This is a genomic window from Nocardioides sp. P4_G10, from assembly GCF_056401175.1.
Window position 1 is genome coordinate 257709 of sequence record NZ_JBFUJV010000003.1, and the last position, 15151, is coordinate 272859.

General features: G+C 72.3%; 19 protein-coding genes. 9 read left to right on the plus strand and 10 right to left on the minus strand.

Annotated elements, in window-relative coordinates; translation table 11 throughout:
• Complete coding sequence (locus AC1DP1_RS06770) at window positions 1-405, plus strand: hypothetical protein (RefSeq protein ID WP_477506210.1); 405 nt, start codon at window positions 1-3, stop codon at window positions 403-405.
• Window positions 406-591: 186 nt separating this feature from the next.
• On the plus strand, window positions 592-2022 hold the full coding sequence (locus tag AC1DP1_RS06775; RefSeq protein WP_477506211.1) for a hypothetical protein: 1431 nt from the start codon (window positions 592-594) through the stop codon (window positions 2020-2022).
• An 83-nt stretch (window positions 2023-2105) separates the two neighbouring features.
• Here the strand turns inward: AC1DP1_RS06775 and AC1DP1_RS06780 are convergent, their stop codons facing one another.
• From AC1DP1_RS06780 to AC1DP1_RS06810, 7 genes are all read right to left on the minus strand, one after another.
• Entirely contained in the window at window positions 2106-2666 is a 561-nt protein-coding gene (locus AC1DP1_RS06780) for a sugar O-acetyltransferase (RefSeq protein ID WP_457187665.1), read from the minus strand.
• 94 nt (window positions 2667-2760) lie between these two features.
• A complete protein-coding gene (locus AC1DP1_RS06785; protein WP_369759046.1) occupies window positions 2761-2835 on the minus strand; it encodes a 50S ribosomal protein bL37 in 75 nt (24 codons plus the stop codon).
• A gap of 77 nt (window positions 2836-2912) precedes the next feature.
• Window positions 2913-3197 (minus strand): mycothiol system anti-sigma-R factor, encoded by a 285-nt coding sequence (gene rsrA / locus AC1DP1_RS06790; RefSeq protein WP_457187667.1) that lies wholly within the window; start codon window positions 3195-3197, stop codon window positions 2913-2915.
• Window positions 3194-3853 (minus strand): sigma-70 family RNA polymerase sigma factor, encoded by a 660-nt coding sequence (locus tag AC1DP1_RS06795; protein ID WP_477506212.1) that lies wholly within the window; start codon window positions 3851-3853, stop codon window positions 3194-3196. Before AC1DP1_RS06795 ends, rsrA begins: the two co-directional genes overlap by 4 nt.
• Before the next feature lie 63 nt (window positions 3854-3916).
• On the minus strand, window positions 3917-4579 hold the full coding sequence (locus AC1DP1_RS06800; protein ID WP_457187669.1) for an alpha/beta hydrolase family protein: 663 nt from the start codon (window positions 4577-4579) through the stop codon (window positions 3917-3919).
• The gene (locus AC1DP1_RS06805) at window positions 4576-5331 is read right to left on the minus strand and encodes an SOS response-associated peptidase (RefSeq protein WP_477506213.1); all 756 of its coding nucleotides are present in this window, start codon (window positions 5329-5331) and stop codon (window positions 4576-4578) included. Before AC1DP1_RS06805 ends, AC1DP1_RS06800 begins: the two co-directional genes overlap by 4 nt.
• Window positions 5332-5368: 37 nt before the next feature.
• Window positions 5369-6118: a hypothetical protein gene (locus AC1DP1_RS06810; RefSeq protein WP_477506214.1), complete on the minus strand. Its 750-nt coding sequence runs from the start codon at window positions 6116-6118 to the stop codon at window positions 5369-5371.
• A gap of 218 nt (window positions 6119-6336) precedes the next feature.
• Here AC1DP1_RS06810 and AC1DP1_RS06815 point away from each other — a divergent pair, with 218 nt between their 5' ends.
• From AC1DP1_RS06815 to rsgA, 4 genes are all read left to right on the plus strand, one after another.
• Window positions 6337-7980: a sigma-70 family RNA polymerase sigma factor gene (locus AC1DP1_RS06815; protein ID WP_477506215.1), complete on the plus strand. Its 1644-nt coding sequence runs from the start codon at window positions 6337-6339 to the stop codon at window positions 7978-7980.
• Window positions 7981-8057: 77 nt separating this feature from the next.
• Window positions 8058-8588 (plus strand): DoxX family membrane protein, encoded by a 531-nt coding sequence (locus AC1DP1_RS06820; RefSeq protein WP_477506216.1) that lies wholly within the window; start codon window positions 8058-8060, stop codon window positions 8586-8588.
• Between the two features lie 18 nt (window positions 8589-8606).
• Window positions 8607-9917 carry a 3-phosphoshikimate 1-carboxyvinyltransferase gene (gene aroA, locus AC1DP1_RS06825; RefSeq protein ID WP_477506217.1) on the plus strand — a complete coding sequence of 437 codons (1311 nt, stop codon included), beginning with the start codon at window positions 8607-8609 and terminating at the stop codon, window positions 9915-9917.
• Window positions 9914-10918, plus strand: coding sequence for a ribosome small subunit-dependent GTPase A (rsgA, locus tag AC1DP1_RS06830; RefSeq protein WP_477506218.1), 1005 nt, complete (start codon window positions 9914-9916; stop codon window positions 10916-10918). The genes aroA and rsgA overlap by 4 nt, the downstream gene beginning before the upstream one ends.
• A 15-nt stretch (window positions 10919-10933) precedes the next feature.
• Here rsgA and AC1DP1_RS06835 read toward each other — a convergent pair whose 3' ends face one another.
• Complete coding sequence (locus AC1DP1_RS06835) at window positions 10934-11395, minus strand: DUF2231 domain-containing protein (RefSeq protein WP_300051252.1); 462 nt, start codon at window positions 11393-11395, stop codon at window positions 10934-10936.
• Window positions 11396-11436: 41 nt separating this feature from the next.
• On the opposite strand from AC1DP1_RS06835, the gene AC1DP1_RS06840 reads away from it, so the two are divergent.
• The 3 genes from AC1DP1_RS06840 to AC1DP1_RS06850 all read left to right on the plus strand — a co-directional run bounded on the left by AC1DP1_RS06840 (window position 11437) and on the right by AC1DP1_RS06850 (window position 13238).
• The gene (locus AC1DP1_RS06840) at window positions 11437-12327 is read left to right on the plus strand and encodes an inositol monophosphatase family protein (protein WP_300051250.1); all 891 of its coding nucleotides are present in this window, start codon (window positions 11437-11439) and stop codon (window positions 12325-12327) included.
• 83 nt (window positions 12328-12410) lie between these two features.
• Window positions 12411-12842, plus strand: a complete 432-nt coding sequence (locus AC1DP1_RS06845; protein WP_477506219.1) for a CBS domain-containing protein — start codon at window positions 12411-12413, stop codon at window positions 12840-12842.
• 54 nt (window positions 12843-12896) lie between these two features.
• Window positions 12897-13238, plus strand: a complete 342-nt coding sequence (locus tag AC1DP1_RS06850; RefSeq protein WP_300051952.1) for an FKBP-type peptidyl-prolyl cis-trans isomerase — start codon at window positions 12897-12899, stop codon at window positions 13236-13238.
• Window positions 13239-13257: 19 nt separating this feature from the next.
• On the opposite strand, the gene AC1DP1_RS06855 is transcribed toward AC1DP1_RS06850, so the two are convergent.
• Together AC1DP1_RS06855 and AC1DP1_RS06860 are read right to left on the minus strand one after the other, a co-directional pair.
• On the minus strand, window positions 13258-13938 hold the full coding sequence (locus tag AC1DP1_RS06855; protein WP_477506270.1) for a response regulator transcription factor: 681 nt from the start codon (window positions 13936-13938) through the stop codon (window positions 13258-13260).
• Window positions 13938-15101 carry a sensor histidine kinase gene (locus AC1DP1_RS06860; protein ID WP_477506220.1) on the minus strand — a complete coding sequence of 388 codons (1164 nt, stop codon included), beginning with the start codon at window positions 15099-15101 and terminating at the stop codon, window positions 13938-13940. Before AC1DP1_RS06860 ends, AC1DP1_RS06855 begins: the two co-directional genes overlap by 1 nt.
• Window positions 15102-15151 lie beyond the last annotated feature (50 nt).

Consider the following 15151-nt stretch of genomic DNA (forward strand, 5'->3'; position numbering starts at 1 on the left):
ATGAAGCGTCTGAAGAGAACGTTCGCCGGGTTAGTGTTCTGCACCCGTGTCGTCAGCTCCTACATCGCGTGGTCGGGCTTCACCGGCCGCGAGCCGGTACCCATCCCGCGAGTGCTTAGCGGTGGACCGAGCAGCGTCACGGGGACGGACTCCGGCTTCGACGACCTGGAGGTGTCCACGACGGACGACGGGCGGTTCGACGAGACCATCAGCGTGGAGAACCCGACGGACGCGTTTCAGGACGTGATGGTGACGGTCGACCTGTTCGACGGTGATCAGAACGTCGGGGAGCTCGTCGGCTCGGTGACGATCAAGCCGGGTACGGCGTCATCGATGAAGCTGATCTCGCCTACGCCGTACGTCGAGTGGAGCGACGCCCACGTCGACCTGCTGCGCTTGCCTTAAGGGCATGGAGGTCGGATTGGGCATCGATTGGAGGTCGGCTTTTGTGGCCTGGTCGCACCTCACGTGGCGACAACGGTGGGCCTGCATGTAGCAGCATTCTGCCGCTCATGCCTCACCGTCAGGAAGTCTCTCCAAACGGTTGCCGCAACTCATTGTCGATCGAATACGTGTTCGATAGAATGAGCCATGCCCAACTCCCTCCTCCCCCACCAGCCGCCACAGGCGGCCGATGAGGCATCGGCGAGGGAGCTGCTGGAGCTGGCTGCCGGGGCGCTCCGGTCTCGCCGCCTGGCGGAGGTGGAGGAGATCCGGCTCGCGATCCAGTGGGCCGTCGTCAGCGGTCACCCGCGCGATGTCCGCGATCCCATGGTGACGCCCGGCGGTGACGGCACTCCCCCGGTCCGCGAGCACGCCATCCCTGAGCTGGCCATGTCGCGCGAGACCCACCCCGCCACGGCCCGCGCCCTCATCGCCGACGGGCTCGACCTGGCCCACCGCCTGCCGCTCACCTGGGCGATCGTCGAGGCTGGCGACTGCGAGCCGTGGGTGGCGCGCAAGGTGGCCGTCATCTCCCGTGCGCTGCTGTCCGAGCATGTCGACCGCGTGGACCGCGCCGTGGCGAAGGCGATCGGCGGCCACGCCCCGTCGACGGTCCTCGAGATCGCTCGGTCCAAGGTCATCGAGGCCGATCCCGAGACCCACCGCGCCGAGCGCGAGCGGTCCCGCCACGAGCGCTACGTCCGCCTCTCCCGCACCGACGAGTTCGGCTACCGCCACATCATCGCCCGCGTCACCGCCGGCGACGCCGCCTGGATCGACGCCATGGTCGAGCGCGTGGCCGAGATCCTCGCCGAGACGATGGGTCACGACCACAACCACGACGAGCTCCGCTCCCTCGCGATGGGCTGGCTCGCCCGGCCGGTCGACCTCCTCAAGCTGCTCCTCGAGCACACCAACGATGGTGCAGGCACGGACTCCGGTGAGCCTGAGCAGCCCGCGTGGGCACCCGACCACCTGGCCGACACCGTGGACCGGCTCTGTTCACTCCCCGCCCGCAAGCTGGCGAGGCTCCGCGGCCGCGGACGACTCTTCGTCCACCTCACCGACGACGCCCTCCACACCGGGCAGGGGGTCGCCCGGGTCGAAGGTGTCGGCCCCATCGACGTACGACAGCTCCACGAGGTCCTCGGCAATGCCGACGTCACCCTCACCCCGGTCCTCGACCTGCGGATGCGTCGTCGCGTCGACGCCTACAAGCACCCCGAGGTGGTCAAGGACCACGCCTGGGTGCAGACAGGCGGCGACTGCTTCCCCTACACCCCACGCTCGGCCACCCGCGACGGCGTCGACTACGACCACGCCATCCCCTACGACGACACCGGCCCACCCGGCCAGACCGGCCCCCACAACTCCGGCCCCCTACGCCGGCGCCACCACCGCACCAAGACCCACGGCGGGTTCACCACCCGCGTCGTCGGGCCCGGGCGGCACCTCTGGCGCACACCCCACGGCCAGGCGTTCCTCGTCGACCACACCGGCACGACCAGGCTGACCGAGCAACAGGGCACAGCGATGGCCGAGGCGATCGAGGACGGCGTCGAGCTCTACTTCGCCTAGGTCGACCCCGGACATGCAAAAGTCCCCGCCGTGGCGGGGACGGCCCAGGCTCGGGTGAGCCGGACGCCGGACCGGGGTCAGGGTCAGAGCTCGCGGAGCACCCGGGCCGGGGACCCGACGGCGACGACCCCGGCCGGCAGGTCACGGGTGACGACCGACCCCGCACCCACGACGGTGTCGGCACCGATGGTGACGCCGGGGCAGACGATGACACCGCCACCGAGCCACACGTTGTCGCCGATCGTGATGGGCTCGGCGGCCTCCCACTTGTCGCGCCTCGGCTGGGGCTCGAGCGGGTGGGTCGCCGTGAGCAGCTGCACGTTCGGGCCGATCTGGACGTCGTCACCGATCGTGATCGCGGCGACGTCGAGGAAGGTCACGCCCCAGTTGACGAAGGTGCGGGCGCCGATCGTCGTCTGGTAGCCGTAGTCGCACTGGAGGGGCGGCCGGACCTCGCTGTGCTCGCCGAAGCCGCCCAGCAGCTCCTCGAGCAGCGCGCGCCGACCGCTCGCGTCGTTGGGGTCCATGGTGTTGATCCGGTGAGCGAGCCCCTGGGCGCGCTGCGACTCCTGGGCCAGGACCGGGTCGTCCGAGATGTAGGGCTCCCCCGCCAGCATCCGCTCCCGCATGCTCTTCTCGCTCATCGGGTCAACGTACAAGGCGGCAGGTGGGGGGCCCGGACATGCAAAAGTCCCCGCCGTGGCGGGGACTTCTACGAGATGACGGCGCGGGTGCGCGTCAGGCGTTGGGGCGCTTGCCGTGGTTCGCGCCCTTCTTCTTGCGAGCGCGGCGCTTGCGTCCGGTCTTGCCCATGGTGGTCCTCCTGGAGTCGGTGCTCGGAGCAGTGTCTCAAATCCGCCCGGAGGCGGCCAATCGGGTCGAGCCGAGGCTCAGGCGTTGCCCTCGGTGATCTGCACCCGCACCTCGCGGAGCTGCAGGCGTACGCGGTCGCGCAGGGACTCCGGCGCCGACTCGGAGCAGGAGCGGGCGACGAGCTGCTTGACGGCCTTCTGGAGGTCGTGGCGCTCGAGGCACGGACCGCACTCGCGCAGGTGCATCTCGACGACGGCGCAGTCGGCCTGGTCGAGCTCGTTGTCGATGAAGTAGACGATGCGCTCGATGTAGTCGACGCAGTCTTCCTTGCCGTCCTCCATGCCGTGCTCGTGGCTGCTCACGACTCGTTCCCCTCTCCCTGGCCGGGCACGGTGGACGCCGGCAGCAGGTCGTTGGCCCGCACGTAGTCGGCGAGCATGTCGCGAAGCTGGCGGCGGCCGCGGTGCAGGCGCGACATCACGGTGCCGATCGGGGTGTCCATGATCTCGGCGATCTCCTTGTAGGGGAACCCCTCGACGTCGGCGAGGTAGACCGCGAGGCGGAACTCCTCGGGCAGGCGCTGCAGCGCGTCCTTCACCTCGGAGTCGGGCAGGTGCTCGAGCGCCTCCATCTCCGCGGACCGGAGACCGGTCGAGGAATGCGACTCCGCGCGGGCGAGCTGCCAGTCCTCGACGTCCTCGGACATCGACTGCTGCGGCTGGCGCTGCTTCTTGCGGTAGGAGTTGATGTAGGTGTTCGTCAGGATCCGGTAGAGCCAGGCCTTGAGGTTGGTGCCGGGCTTGAACTGGTGGAAGGCGCTGTAGGCCTTCGCGAACGTCTCCTGCACGAGGTCCTCGGCGTCGGCGGGGTTGCGGGTCATCCGCATCGCCGCGCCGTAGAGCTGGTCGAGGAAGGGAAGCGCGTCACGCTCGAAGCGCGCGGAGCGCTGGTCGGAGGTCTCGTCCTCGACGGCGAGCTCTGCAGGTGGGGACATCTCGTCCCGGAGCGATTCAGTCATCGCCTCCCACAGTACCGCCGTGGGTCGATCGAGGGTCAGTGCAGTCACACTGGCCTCAACACCTCACCCCCGCCGGGGATTCCCGACGACCTCGCGGACCAGCCATTCCAGCGTCGACTCGACGACGATCCCCATCGCCTCGTCCTGGCTCACCTCGCCCCGCGCGGGCACCTTGAGGCCGTGGTCGCCGCCCGGGATCACCACCACGTCGAGCCCGTCGAGGTCGCCGGGGAACTCCTCGGGGCGCCCCATCGGGTCGCGCTCCCCCTGCACCACGAGCGTCGGCAGACCGACGCCCTGCAGCTCCGGCATCCTGGTCGGCTCGGTCTTGCCCGGCGCGTGCAGCGGGAAGGACAGGGCCAGGCATCCCGAGGCGCCCAGCGTGCGCGCCGTACGAGCCGCGGAGCGGGCGCCCGCGGACCGGCCGCCCACGACGAGGGGCGTACGCACGCGCATCACGTCGGCCGCGCACCGGAGGGCGGCGTCGAGGGTCGGCGGGGCGGTCGCGATCTTGCGGCCCGCGACCCGCCACGGCTGCTCGAAGAGGACGACCGAGACGCCCTGGGCGGGCAGGGCGTCGGCCAGTGCCCACAGGTCCCGGGCGTCCACGCCCCCGCCGGCGCCGTGGCTCAGCAGCATCGTCGCCATCGGGCTCGTGGCACGACGCGTGTGCAGCCGGCCCTCACCGTGGGGCGTGGCGACCGTACGGACAGAAGCCTTCTTCACTCGACGTCCTCCAGGGGCAGCGGCTCGACCAGCTCGGGTCCGTTGTTGCGCACGTTGCTGACCAGCGTGGGCACGGCGTAGGCCTCGAGGCGACCCGGGGCCGCGGGCACGAGGAGCGAGGTGTCACCGGGCGTGGTCGGGTCGAGCCACTCGTGCCAGCGCTCGCGCTCGACCATCAGCGGCATCCGGTCGTGGATGTGGCCGAGCGAGTCCTCGGCCTGCGTCGTGAGCACCGTGCAGGTCCAGCGGAACCGGGCGGGGTCGTCCTCGGCTCTCGTCGGGTCGCGCCAGATCTCGTAGAGCCCGGCCATCGCGAGCACGCCGCCGTCCTTGGGGCGGATGAAGAACGGCTGCTTGACCGGCTTTCCCTTGGCGTTGGTGCGCGACGTCGGGTACCACTCGAAGTAGCCGTCGGCCGGCAGCAGCGCCCGCCGCGTGGCGAAGGCCTTGCGGTAGGCGGGCTTCTCCGCGACGGTCTCCATCCGGGCGTTGATCATCCGGTTGCCGATCGAGGGATCCTTGGCCCACGACGGCACGAGCCCCCAGGTCAGGACGCGGAGCTGGCGCTGCGGGGGCTCGGTCGCGTCCCGCCCCGACTCCCGCGACGGCGGGCGCTCGACGACGGCGTAGACCTCCTTGGTCGGCGCGACGTTGTAGTCGGCCGCCAGTGGCCCAGCGATCCGGGTGTCGACGACCTCGAACTCCTCGACGAGGTCGTCCGCGTTCCGGGACGAGGCATAGCGACCGCACACAGGACCCACCCTAGGGGAGCCCGGCGCCGGGGTCGGCTCAGCCGCGGGCCAGCTCGTCGAGCAGCATGCCGGCCACCGCGTCCGTGGACGGGAGCCCCTCGATCCACACCCGCACCAGGCCGTGCGGCTCGGTGCCGTCGAGCAGGGTGCGCAGCACCCGGACCCGCCGTCCGAGGTGGTCGTCGCGCCGGGTCAGGATCCCCACCCGGTGCATGCCGAGGCGCGCGACCGTCTCGTCGCGGGCGAACGCCGTGCGCGCCAGCTCGCCGGACCGCGCGACGCGCATCGCGCGGGTGAAGTGGTCGCCGGGCTCGTCGGACGGGTCGCCCGACGGCATCTCGAAGACCACGAGCGCGTAGCCGCCGATGCCGCTGTCCGTCCCGGCACCCCCGAGGCGGTAGAGCTCGGAGAGCCGGCTGCGCAGGTGGGCCTGGCTGGACAGCCCGGTGAGCGGGTCCTCGCAGGAGAGCTGGTTGAGGTAGCCCAGCGTGGTCTCGCTCCACGCCGTGAGCAGCGCCGTGACGACGTCGTACGACGGATCGCCGCCGGTCACCCCCCGCCACGTGGCACGCAGCCCGGCGAGCGTCTCCTCGACGGACGCCCCGTCGCGTGCCAGCTCCTGGCCCGCGACGGAACAGACGTCGATGACGTCCGATCCTGAGGTGAGCGCTTCTCCGACAGCCTCGAACCGGTGCGGCAACCCCGACCGCTCGACGGTGGGCTCCGGCTCGCTCACCCCAGGATCGGCAGCCGCGAGTCGACGCCCCAGCGTGGCGAAGATCTTCACGGCATACCCCCTCCCGGGTCCCCCAGGTCATGCTCTGGCCAAGTTCCAGCCATGCTCTATGGATGTGACGGGGCTCATGACGACCCATGACGCGGACCTGACCGACGTTTCCGTTTCTTCACTTTCCGGGGCCGTCGACGCCCCGGCGGGGATACAGTCGGATGGACCGACGACCGTCGGGTGGGGTTCCCGGAAGCGTCCAACATGAGCGTCCAACCATGAGCGTGACCACCAGCGTCGAGGCGCCCAGCGACGCCGAGCTGATCTCGGCGGTGCGCGGCGGGGACCTCGATGCCTACGGCACGCTCTTCGAGCGCCACGTCGACGCGGCCCGTCGCCTCGCGCGCCAGCTCGTCCCCGGGGGGGACGCCGAGGACCTCGTGTCCGAGGCGTTCGTCAAGGTGCTGGGGGTGCTCCAGCGCGGCGGCGGCCCCGACCTCGCCTTCCGCGCCTACCTGCTGACCGCGGTGCGGCGGCTCCAGGTCGACCGCTTCCGGGCCGGGTCCCGGCTGCACACGACCGACGACATGGAGGCCTTCGACCCGGGCGTGCCGTTCCGCGACACGGCCGTCGAGGGCTTCGAGAGCGCCGCAGCCGCAGCTGCGTTCGCGAGCCTCCCCGAGCGCTGGCAGCTCGTGCTGTGGCACACCGAGGTGGAGGGGGACAAGCCCGCGGACATCGCGCCGATGCTCGGGATGAGCGCCAACTCGGTCTCCGCGCTCGCCTACCGCGCCCGCGAGGGACTCCGCCAGGCCTTCCTGACCCAGCACGCCGCGGAGCTCGACGAGGACTCCTGCCGGTGGACCCACGGCCAGCTCGGGGCCTACGTCCGTGGTGCGTCGTCACGTCGCGACGCGACGAAGGTCGAGCACCACCTCGAGGAGTGTCGCTCGTGCATGGCGATCTACCTCGAGCTCACCGAGGTCAACTCCAACCTCGGCGCCCTTCTCGCCCCGCTGCTCCTCGGTGGCGTCGCGACCGCCTACCTCGGCGCCACCGCCGTGACCGCCGCTGCGCCGGTCGGCATCGGAGTGGTGCTGGGCCGCGTCCGCGACCTCCTGACCGGCAACGCCGGTGTCGCCGCGGTCGCGGGGGTGGCGGTGAGCACCGTCGTCGTCGCCGGCGGGATCGCCCTCGGGCTGCGAGGCCCCACCACCCCCACCGCCGCACCGACACGTGCTGCGACCTCGGACAGCTCCACGACGAGCGCCGGCGGAGACGCCTCCTCGACCAACGGCGACCGGTCGCCGAGGAGCCTGCGGCTCCGAAACGGCCCGCCGGCGCGCGTCCTCCCGCCGGGTGACGTCGACGTCACCCCSGGCTCCGACCCCGCCACCCACAACCCCACGTCCAACCCGACCTCCAACCCGACCTCGCACCCGACGTCCAACCCGACCTCCAACCCGACCTCGCACCCGACGTCCAACCCGACGTCGAACCCGACGTCGAACCCGACCTCGAACCCGACCTCGAACCCGACCTCGAACCCGACGTCCAACCCGACGTCCAACCCGACGACCAACCCCACCCAGGACCCGAGCCCGACGCCTCCGCCCGCCGACGCGTCGGTGTCCGGGACGGTCGGCGGGGCACGTCCGACGTACGTCGTCGTGGTGCGGGTGGCGGGCCTCGGCGGGACGACCGCCCAGCTGCGGATCGAGGGCATCGACGCCCAGGTCGTCCGCACCGCCGACGGTCGGTGCACCGCCGTCAGGACGGTCGCCACCTGCCAGGTCTCCGGCGACGCGTCCGTCACCGTCGAGGTGGTCGTCCCCCAGGGCGGCGCCGTGGTGGCGACGCTGTCCCCGCCCGGGAGCGACGCCGACAGCGGCAACAACACCTGGCGCGCGGCCCTCGGCTGACCGCCCGGCGGTCCCGACCCGGGGCAGCACCCCTGTGGACGGAGCGCCCTCCCCGCACATCGTGTAGACAAGGACGCATGACGATCACCCGGTTGCTCGCACGTCCCATGCTGGCCACGATCTTCGTCGCGGGCGGCATCAACGCCCTCCGCAACACGGAGGGTCACGCGGCGAAGGCGAAGAAGCTGACCGACAAGGTCGTGCCGGTCGCCCAGCAGGCCGTGCCCAGGGCCCCGATCCCCACCGATCCGGCCACGCTGGTCCGGATCAACGCCGGCGCCCAGATCCTGGCCGCCGCCGCGCTGGCCACGGGCCGCGCTCCGCGTCTCAGCGCGACCGTGCTGGCGGCCTCCCTCGTGCCGACGACCCTCGCCGGACACGCCTTCTGGAACGAGACCGACCCCCAGGCCAAGAACGCCCAGCGCCTGCAGTTCTACAAGAACACCTCCGTCCTCGGCGGCCTGCTCCTCGCCGCGGTCGACACCGAGGGCAAGCCCGGCCTGGCGTGGCGGGCCCGCCGCGCCGCCACCGACGTGCGCCGCGAGGCCAAGCAGGTCGCCAAGACCGCCCGCCGCGAGGCCAAGCTCGCCAAGGCCCAGCTGACCTGACCTCGATAGGGTGCGCGGGTGAGTGACCTCTGGCCGGCCCCGCGCCCCACCGACGCCGTCGACCGGGTCGTCTCGCTGCCCGGCAGCAAGTCCCTGACCAACCGCGCCCTCGTGCTGGCCGCGATCTCCGACGGCCCGAGCGTCCTACGACGTCCCCTGCGCTCGCGCGACACGCTGCTCATGGCCGCCGCCCTCACCTCGCTCGGCACGGGCATCGACGACACCGGCTCCGGGGACTGGGCGGTCACGCCCGCCGCCTGGGACCGCGACGCCGACGTCGACTGCGGACTCGCCGGCACAGTGATGCGCTTCGTCCCGCCGGTCGTCGGGCTGGCGGACGGCACGGTCCGCTTCGACGGCGACCCCCACATGCGGCTGCGCCCGGTCGGCCAGATGCTGACCGCTCTGGGCGCGCTCGGCGTCCGGGTCGACGACGGCGGCCGGGGCGCGCTCCCCTTCGCCGTGCACGGCACGGGCTCCGTGCCCGGAGGCACTGTCACCATCGACGCCAGCGCCTCATCGCAGTTCGTCTCGGCGCTGCTGCTCGCGGGCGCCCGCTACGACCACGGCGTCGACGTGCGCCACGTCGGCAAGCCGGTGCCGTCGCTCCCCCACATCGAGATGACGGTGCAGATGCTCCGCCAGCACGGGGTCGATGTCGACGACAGCGACGCCAACCGCTGGTCGGTCGCGCCCGGCCCGGTGCGGGCCGTCGACCACGACATCGAGCCCGACCTGTCCAACGCGGCCCCGTTCCTCGCACTAGCGGCCGCCACCGGCGGTCGGGTCACCGTCACCGACTGGCCCGCCGCCACCACGCAGCCCGGCGACGAGCTGCGCGAGATCCTCACCCTCATGGGCTGCGAGGTGAGCCTGGCCGACGGGAGCCTCACCGTGGTGGGACCGCCGCGGCTGTCCGGGATCGACCTCGACCTGCACGACGTGGGCGAGCTGACCCCGGGGGTCGCCGCACTCTGCGCCCTGGCCGACTCCCCCTCCCACCTCCGGGGGGTCGCGCACATCCGCGGCCACGAGACCGACCGCATCACCGCGCTGGCCACCGAGCTCGGCCGGCTGGGGGCCGACGTCATCGAGCGCGAGGACGGGCTCACGATCCGGCCGGCGACCCTGCACGGCGGCTCGTTCCGCACCTACGCCGACCACCGCATGGCCCACGCTGGCGTCATCCTCGGGCTCGCCGTCGACGACGTGCTCGTCGAGGACATCGGCACCACGGCCAAGACCTTCCCCGACTTCGCGAGCGCGTGGAGCCGGGCCGTGCACGGGACACCGAGCGGTGTCGGGGCGTCGACGGGGACGACCCCGTGACGACCGGGCGCTACTCGGACCACGACCACGAGCACTACGAGCGCCCACGCCGCCGCACCCGCCCCCGCACCAAGGACCGCCCGACCTACGACGACGCCGTCGCGGGTCGCGTCGTCACCGTCGACCGCGGCCGCTTCACCCTGCTCGTCGACGGCCACCGGGTGATGGCGATGAAGTCGCGTCCCCTGGGCCGCAAGGGAGTCGTGGTCGGCGACCACGTCCGCGTGGTCGGTGACACCAGCGGCGACGACGGGTCGCTCGCCCGGATCGTCGAGGTGGTCCCCCGCACCACCACGCTGCGCCGCACGGCCGACGACGACGACCCGGTCGAGCGGGTGATCGTCTCCAACGCCGACCAGCTGGTCGTGGTGACCGCGCTGGCCGATCCCGAGCCGCGCCCGCGCCTGATCGACCGCGCGCTCGTGGCGGCGTACGACGCCGGGATGGCGCCGCTGCTGTGCCTCACCAAGGCCGACCTCGCCGACCCCGAGACATTGCTGTCGACCTACCGCTCGCTGGGGGTGCCCTGGGTCGTCACCCAGCTCAAGGGCGAGGGCGCCGGCGACCTGGCCGAGCTGCGCGAGCGGCTGCACGGGCGCACCAGCGTCCTCGTCGGCCACAGCGGCGTCGGGAAGTCCACCCTCGTCAACGCGCTCGTGCCCGACGCCCACCGCGAGGTCGGGATCGTCAACGCCGTCACCGGACGCGGTCGCCACACTTCGACGAGCGCCTACCTCCTCGAGCTGCCCGAGGCAGCCGGCTGGATCATCGACACTCCGGGCATCAGGTCGTTCGGGCTCGCCCACGTGCGGCCGGAGAACCTCATCGAGGCGTTCCCCGACCTCGACGAGATGACCGAGACGTGCCCCCGCGGCTGCACCCACGGCAGCGACGAGCCGGAGTGCGGGCTCGACGAGGCGATCGAGGCAGGCGAGGCCGACCCCGACCGGGTCGAGTCGTTCCGCCGCCTGCTCGCCGCCCGCTCGGCCACCGACTGGTGACCGGGCCGGCCGGGGTCAGCCCCAGACGGCCCTCGCGCCGGAGTCGCCGGCGAGGTAGGCGGTGACGAGGAGCGCGACCGCGCCGACCGCCAGCAGCACGGCGACCGGGATGCCGAAGCGCGTCTCGCGAGCACCCTTCCCGGACGCCAGCGCGGAGACGCCGCCCAGCGCCCAGGCCGCGAGCGCGGACACCACCGCGAAGCCGAGCGCCGCGTTGCGCATCAGCTCACCCGACTCCTCGTGCTCCTCCACGATCGGGGCAAGCTCGGGCCGCGACTCGAGCAGCGCCTCCCCGGACTGGGTGGCCAGCACGGACGCGCCTGCAGCCACGACGGCGAGCACGACCAGCGGCCACCGCAGCAGCCAGCGCCACTTCGGCACCGCCGCGTAGACCAGGCCGGTCAGGGCTGCCAACGGCCCGAGGACGACGACCGCGTGCACGACGAGGGGGTGAAGCGGCACACCGTTGAGCTCCATGCGTGCAGGTTAGGGGCCGATGCTGGGAATAGCCTGTGGACATGCCCATCACCGGCTCCACCGACTACACCGACGACCTGCGGCTGGCCCACGTCCTGGCCGACGACGCGGACTCGCTGACCCAGGCCCGCTTCAAGGCGCTCGACCTGCACGTCATGAGCAAGCCCGACCTGACGCCGGTCACCGACGCCGACAAGGCCGTCGAGGAGGGCATCCGCCGCACGCTGTCGCGCGTCCGGTCCCGCGACGCGGTCATCGGCGAGGAGCAGGGCACGACCGGGCACAGCCAGCGCAGGTGGATCGTCGACCCGATCGACGGCACCAAGAACTACGTGCGCGGGGTGCCGGTCTGGGCGACCCTCATCGCGCTCGCCGTCGACGACGAGGTCGTGCTGGGCGTGGTCTCCGCACCGCAGCTGCAGCGCCGGTGGTGGGCCTCGGTGGGCAACGGCGCCTGGACGGGCCGCTCGCTGCTCAAGGCCACCAAGTGCGAGGTGAGCGACGTACGCCGTCTCGAGGACGCGTCGCTGAGCTACTCGTCCCTGTCCGGGTGGGACGAGCGCGACCGGCTCGACGACTTCGTCTCGCTGTCGCGCCGGTGCTGGCGCACCCGCGCCTACGGGGACTTCTGGTCCTACATGCTGCTCGCCGAGGGCGCCGTCGACATCGCCGCCGAGCCAGAGCTCCAGGTCTACGACATGGCCGCCCTCGACGTCATCGTGCGCGAGGCCGGAGGGCGGTTCACCTCCCTCGACGGCACCGACGGTCCGTGGGGCGGCAACGCGCTCGCCTCCAACGGACACCTGCACGACGCCGCACTGTCCTTCCTCGGCGCGATGGACGACGACGGCACCGATCCCGACGTGCCGCGCCGCGGGCCGGGCTCGGTCAGCAGCCTGCGGGCCCGGCAGGCCCCGCCGGTGCTCGACTGAGGCGGGTCGTTCGCCCCTGTCCCTCACAGTCCGGCTTGGCTACGGTGACTTCTCACCAGTTCTGCGGGACGAGAGGCGGCACCATGAAGATCAAGGACGTCATCCACCACAAGGGCAACCAGACGGTCGTGACCATCGGTCCGGAGGCCACCGTGCGCGAGCTGGTCGCACTGCTCGCCGAGCACAACGTCGGCGCCCTGGTGGTGAGCGAGGACGGCGAGCGGGTCGCCGGGATCGTGAGCGAGCGCGACGTCGTACGCCGCCTGCACCAGGACGCCACGGTGCTCGACCACGCCGTCAGCTCCATCATGACCGCCGAGGTGCGGACCTGCGCGGGCGACGACGGCCTCACCGAGCTGATGCAGACCATGACCGAGCACCGCATCAGGCACGTCCCGGTGGTGGCCGACGGACGGCTGACCGGCATCATCAGCATCGGTGACGTGGTCAAGAGCCGGATCGGCGAGCTCGAGTTCGAGCGCGACCAGCTCGACCACTACGTGCACCAGACCTGACACACCAACGAATTGGAGACACTTGTGAGCGAGAAGCCCGACGTCGACCCGCACATGGGCGACGTGCCCGCCGACCTCGAGGTCACCGACCTCGTCGAGGGAGACGGTGTCGAGGCCACGTCCGGCTCCACCGTCTCGGTCCACTACGTCGGCGTCGCCCACTCCTCGGGCGAAGAGTTCGACGCGTCCTACAACCGCGGCACGCCGCTGCAGTTCCGCCTCGGCATCGGCCAGGTCATCTCCGGCTGGGACACCGGCGTGCAGGGCATGAAGGTCGGCGGCCGCCGGCGGCTGGTCATCCCGCCGCACCTCGGCTACGGCGACCGCGGCGCCGGCGGCGTCATCAAGCCGGGCGAGACGCTGATCTTCGTGGTCGACCTGCTCGAGGTCCGCTGAGGCGCCTGCTGAAGGATCACTACGCCTGGGCGTCGTGGACCAGGATCGCGACCTGCACCCGGTTCTCGACGCCCAGCTTGGTGAACAGCCGCCCCACGTGGGTCTTCACGGTCGGCACGCCCATGTAGAGCTCGGCCGCGATGTCGGCGTTGCTCAGGCCGCGCGCGACCGCGTCGGCCACGTCGCGCTCACGTTCGGTGAGGTTGTCGAGGGCGTCGCGCGCCGACCGCGTCCGGTCCTGCTCCTCGGCCGCCCGGTCGGTGCGGTTGACGGCGGCGATCAGCTGGGCCGTGACGCTGGGCGACAGCATCGGCTGGCCCGACGCCACCGTGCGGATCGCCTCGACGAGCCGGGCCGGTGGGGTGTCCTTCAGCAGGAAGCCCGCCGCACCGATCCGCAGGGCGCGCAGCACCATGTCGTCGGTGTCGAAGGTCGTCAGCACGATCACCTTGAGCCCCGGGTCGGCCGCCAGCAGCTCCTCCGTGGCGCTGAGCCCGTCGCGCACCGGCATCCGGATGTCCATCAGCACCACGTCGGCGGCCGAGGCCGGCACGACGCGCAGGGCCTCCTCGCCGTCACCCGCCTCCGCCACGACGTCCAGGCCCGAGTCGCCGCCGAGCATCATGCGCAGGGCCGCCCGCACCATGGGGTCGTCGTCGACGACGGCGAGCCGCACCACTGCCATGCTGCTCGCCCCCATCACGTGTCCCACGGTATCCACGCCCGCACCGCGTAGCCGCCGCCCGGGTCGGTGCCGTGGCTGATCCGGCCGCCCGCCAGGGCAGCCCGCTCGGCCAGGCCCAGCAGGCCGAGGCCGGACGCGGGGAGCGCCGGGACCGCGGCCCGACCGACCGGCGCCGCGTTGCGCACGCCGATGACGAGGCCGTCGGCGGTCGACCCGGCCACGTCCACCGTGACGGCGGTGCCCGGTGCGTGCTTGCGCACGTTGGTCAGCGCCTCCTGCACGATCCGGTACGCCGTCCGGCCAGTGGCGGCGGGCACGTCGTCCTCGACCCGGTCGGACAGGCGTACGCGCATCCCGCCTGCCTGCTCCTCCGCCACCAGCGCCGCGATGTCGTCGAGCCCGGGCTGGGGTCGCTCGGGAGCGAGGTCGGCGGGCTGCGTCGGGTCGCGGAGCACACCGAGCACGGCCCGGAGGTCCGAGAGGGCACGGTGCGCGTTGTCCTCGATCGACTTCGCGGCGCTCCCCCGCTCCTCCTCGCTCAGGTCGGAGCGGTAGCCGAGGGCACCGGCGTGCATCGCCACCAGGGAGATGCGGTGGGCGAGCACGTCGTGCATCTCGCGCGCGATGCGGGTGCGCTCGGCGGCCCGGGCCTGCGCCACGCGCGCCTGCTGCTCACGCTCGGCGGTCAGCGCACGCTCCCGGTAGGAGTCGACGAGCTGGCGCTGGGCACCCATCGCGTAGCCGGTGGCCGTCAGGATGCCCACGACGAGGCAGCCGAAGGCGGTGGAGACCCACAGGGGCAGGGCGTCCTCGGTGACTCCCACCCGCTCCTGCACGATCCCGGCGAGCACGTTGAAGGGCGCGACGACCGCCAGCAGCCGCCAGCGGCGGTGGGAGGCGAGGGAGCCGATGATCCACGACGCCGGCCCGGCGCTGGACGCGGAGACGAAGGAGAAGGCCATCAGCAGGCCGGCGACGAGCGCCGGCCGGCGGTGCCGCCAACGGATGAGCACGAACGACAGCAGCCCGAGGAGCGGGTCGCCGATCAGCCACCACAGGACGATGGGCTCGGCCGTGCGGTCCGCGGCACTGACCAGCGGGACGCCCCACGTGACCAGGCTGATGAAGGCCGCGAGTGCGTAGCGCCAGGTCGCTGCGAGCCGACCCGTCCTCACCATGGCACCGACCCTAGGCGCACGGCCGGCACGCCCGCGTCAGACCCAGGTGT

Excerpts from the sequence above, each read along its gene's own strand:
- AC1DP1_RS06770 (WP_477506210.1), top strand. The coding sequence starts at position 1 with ATGAAGCGTCTGAAGAGAACGTTCGCCGGGTTAGTGTTCTGCACCCGT.
- AC1DP1_RS06780 (WP_457187665.1), bottom strand. The coding sequence starts at position 2,666 with ATGAGCGAGAAGAGCATGCGGGAGCGGATGCTGGCGGGGGAGCCCTAC.
- AC1DP1_RS06850 (WP_300051952.1), top strand. The coding sequence starts at position 12,897 with ATGGGCGACGTGCCCGCCGACCTCGAGGTCACCGACCTCGTCGAGGGA.
- AC1DP1_RS06845 (WP_477506219.1), top strand. The coding sequence starts at position 12,411 with ATGAAGATCAAGGACGTCATCCACCACAAGGGCAACCAGACGGTCGTG.
- AC1DP1_RS06820 (WP_477506216.1), top strand. The coding sequence starts at position 8,058 with ATGACGATCACCCGGTTGCTCGCACGTCCCATGCTGGCCACGATCTTC.
- AC1DP1_RS06835 (WP_300051252.1), bottom strand. The coding sequence starts at position 11,395 with ATGGAGCTCAACGGTGTGCCGCTTCACCCCCTCGTCGTGCACGCGGTC.
- AC1DP1_RS06860 (WP_477506220.1), bottom strand. The coding sequence starts at position 15,101 with ATGGTGAGGACGGGTCGGCTCGCAGCGACCTGGCGCTACGCACTCGCG.
- AC1DP1_RS06795 (WP_477506212.1), bottom strand. The coding sequence starts at position 3,853 with ATGACTGAATCGCTCCGGGACGAGATGTCCCCACCTGCAGAGCTCGCC.
- AC1DP1_RS06775 (WP_477506211.1), top strand. The coding sequence starts at position 592 with ATGCCCAACTCCCTCCTCCCCCACCAGCCGCCACAGGCGGCCGATGAG.
- AC1DP1_RS06840 (WP_300051250.1), top strand. The coding sequence starts at position 11,437 with ATGCCCATCACCGGCTCCACCGACTACACCGACGACCTGCGGCTGGCC.
- AC1DP1_RS06855 (WP_477506270.1), bottom strand. The coding sequence starts at position 13,938 with ATGGGGGCGAGCAGCATGGCAGTGGTGCGGCTCGCCGTCGTCGACGAC.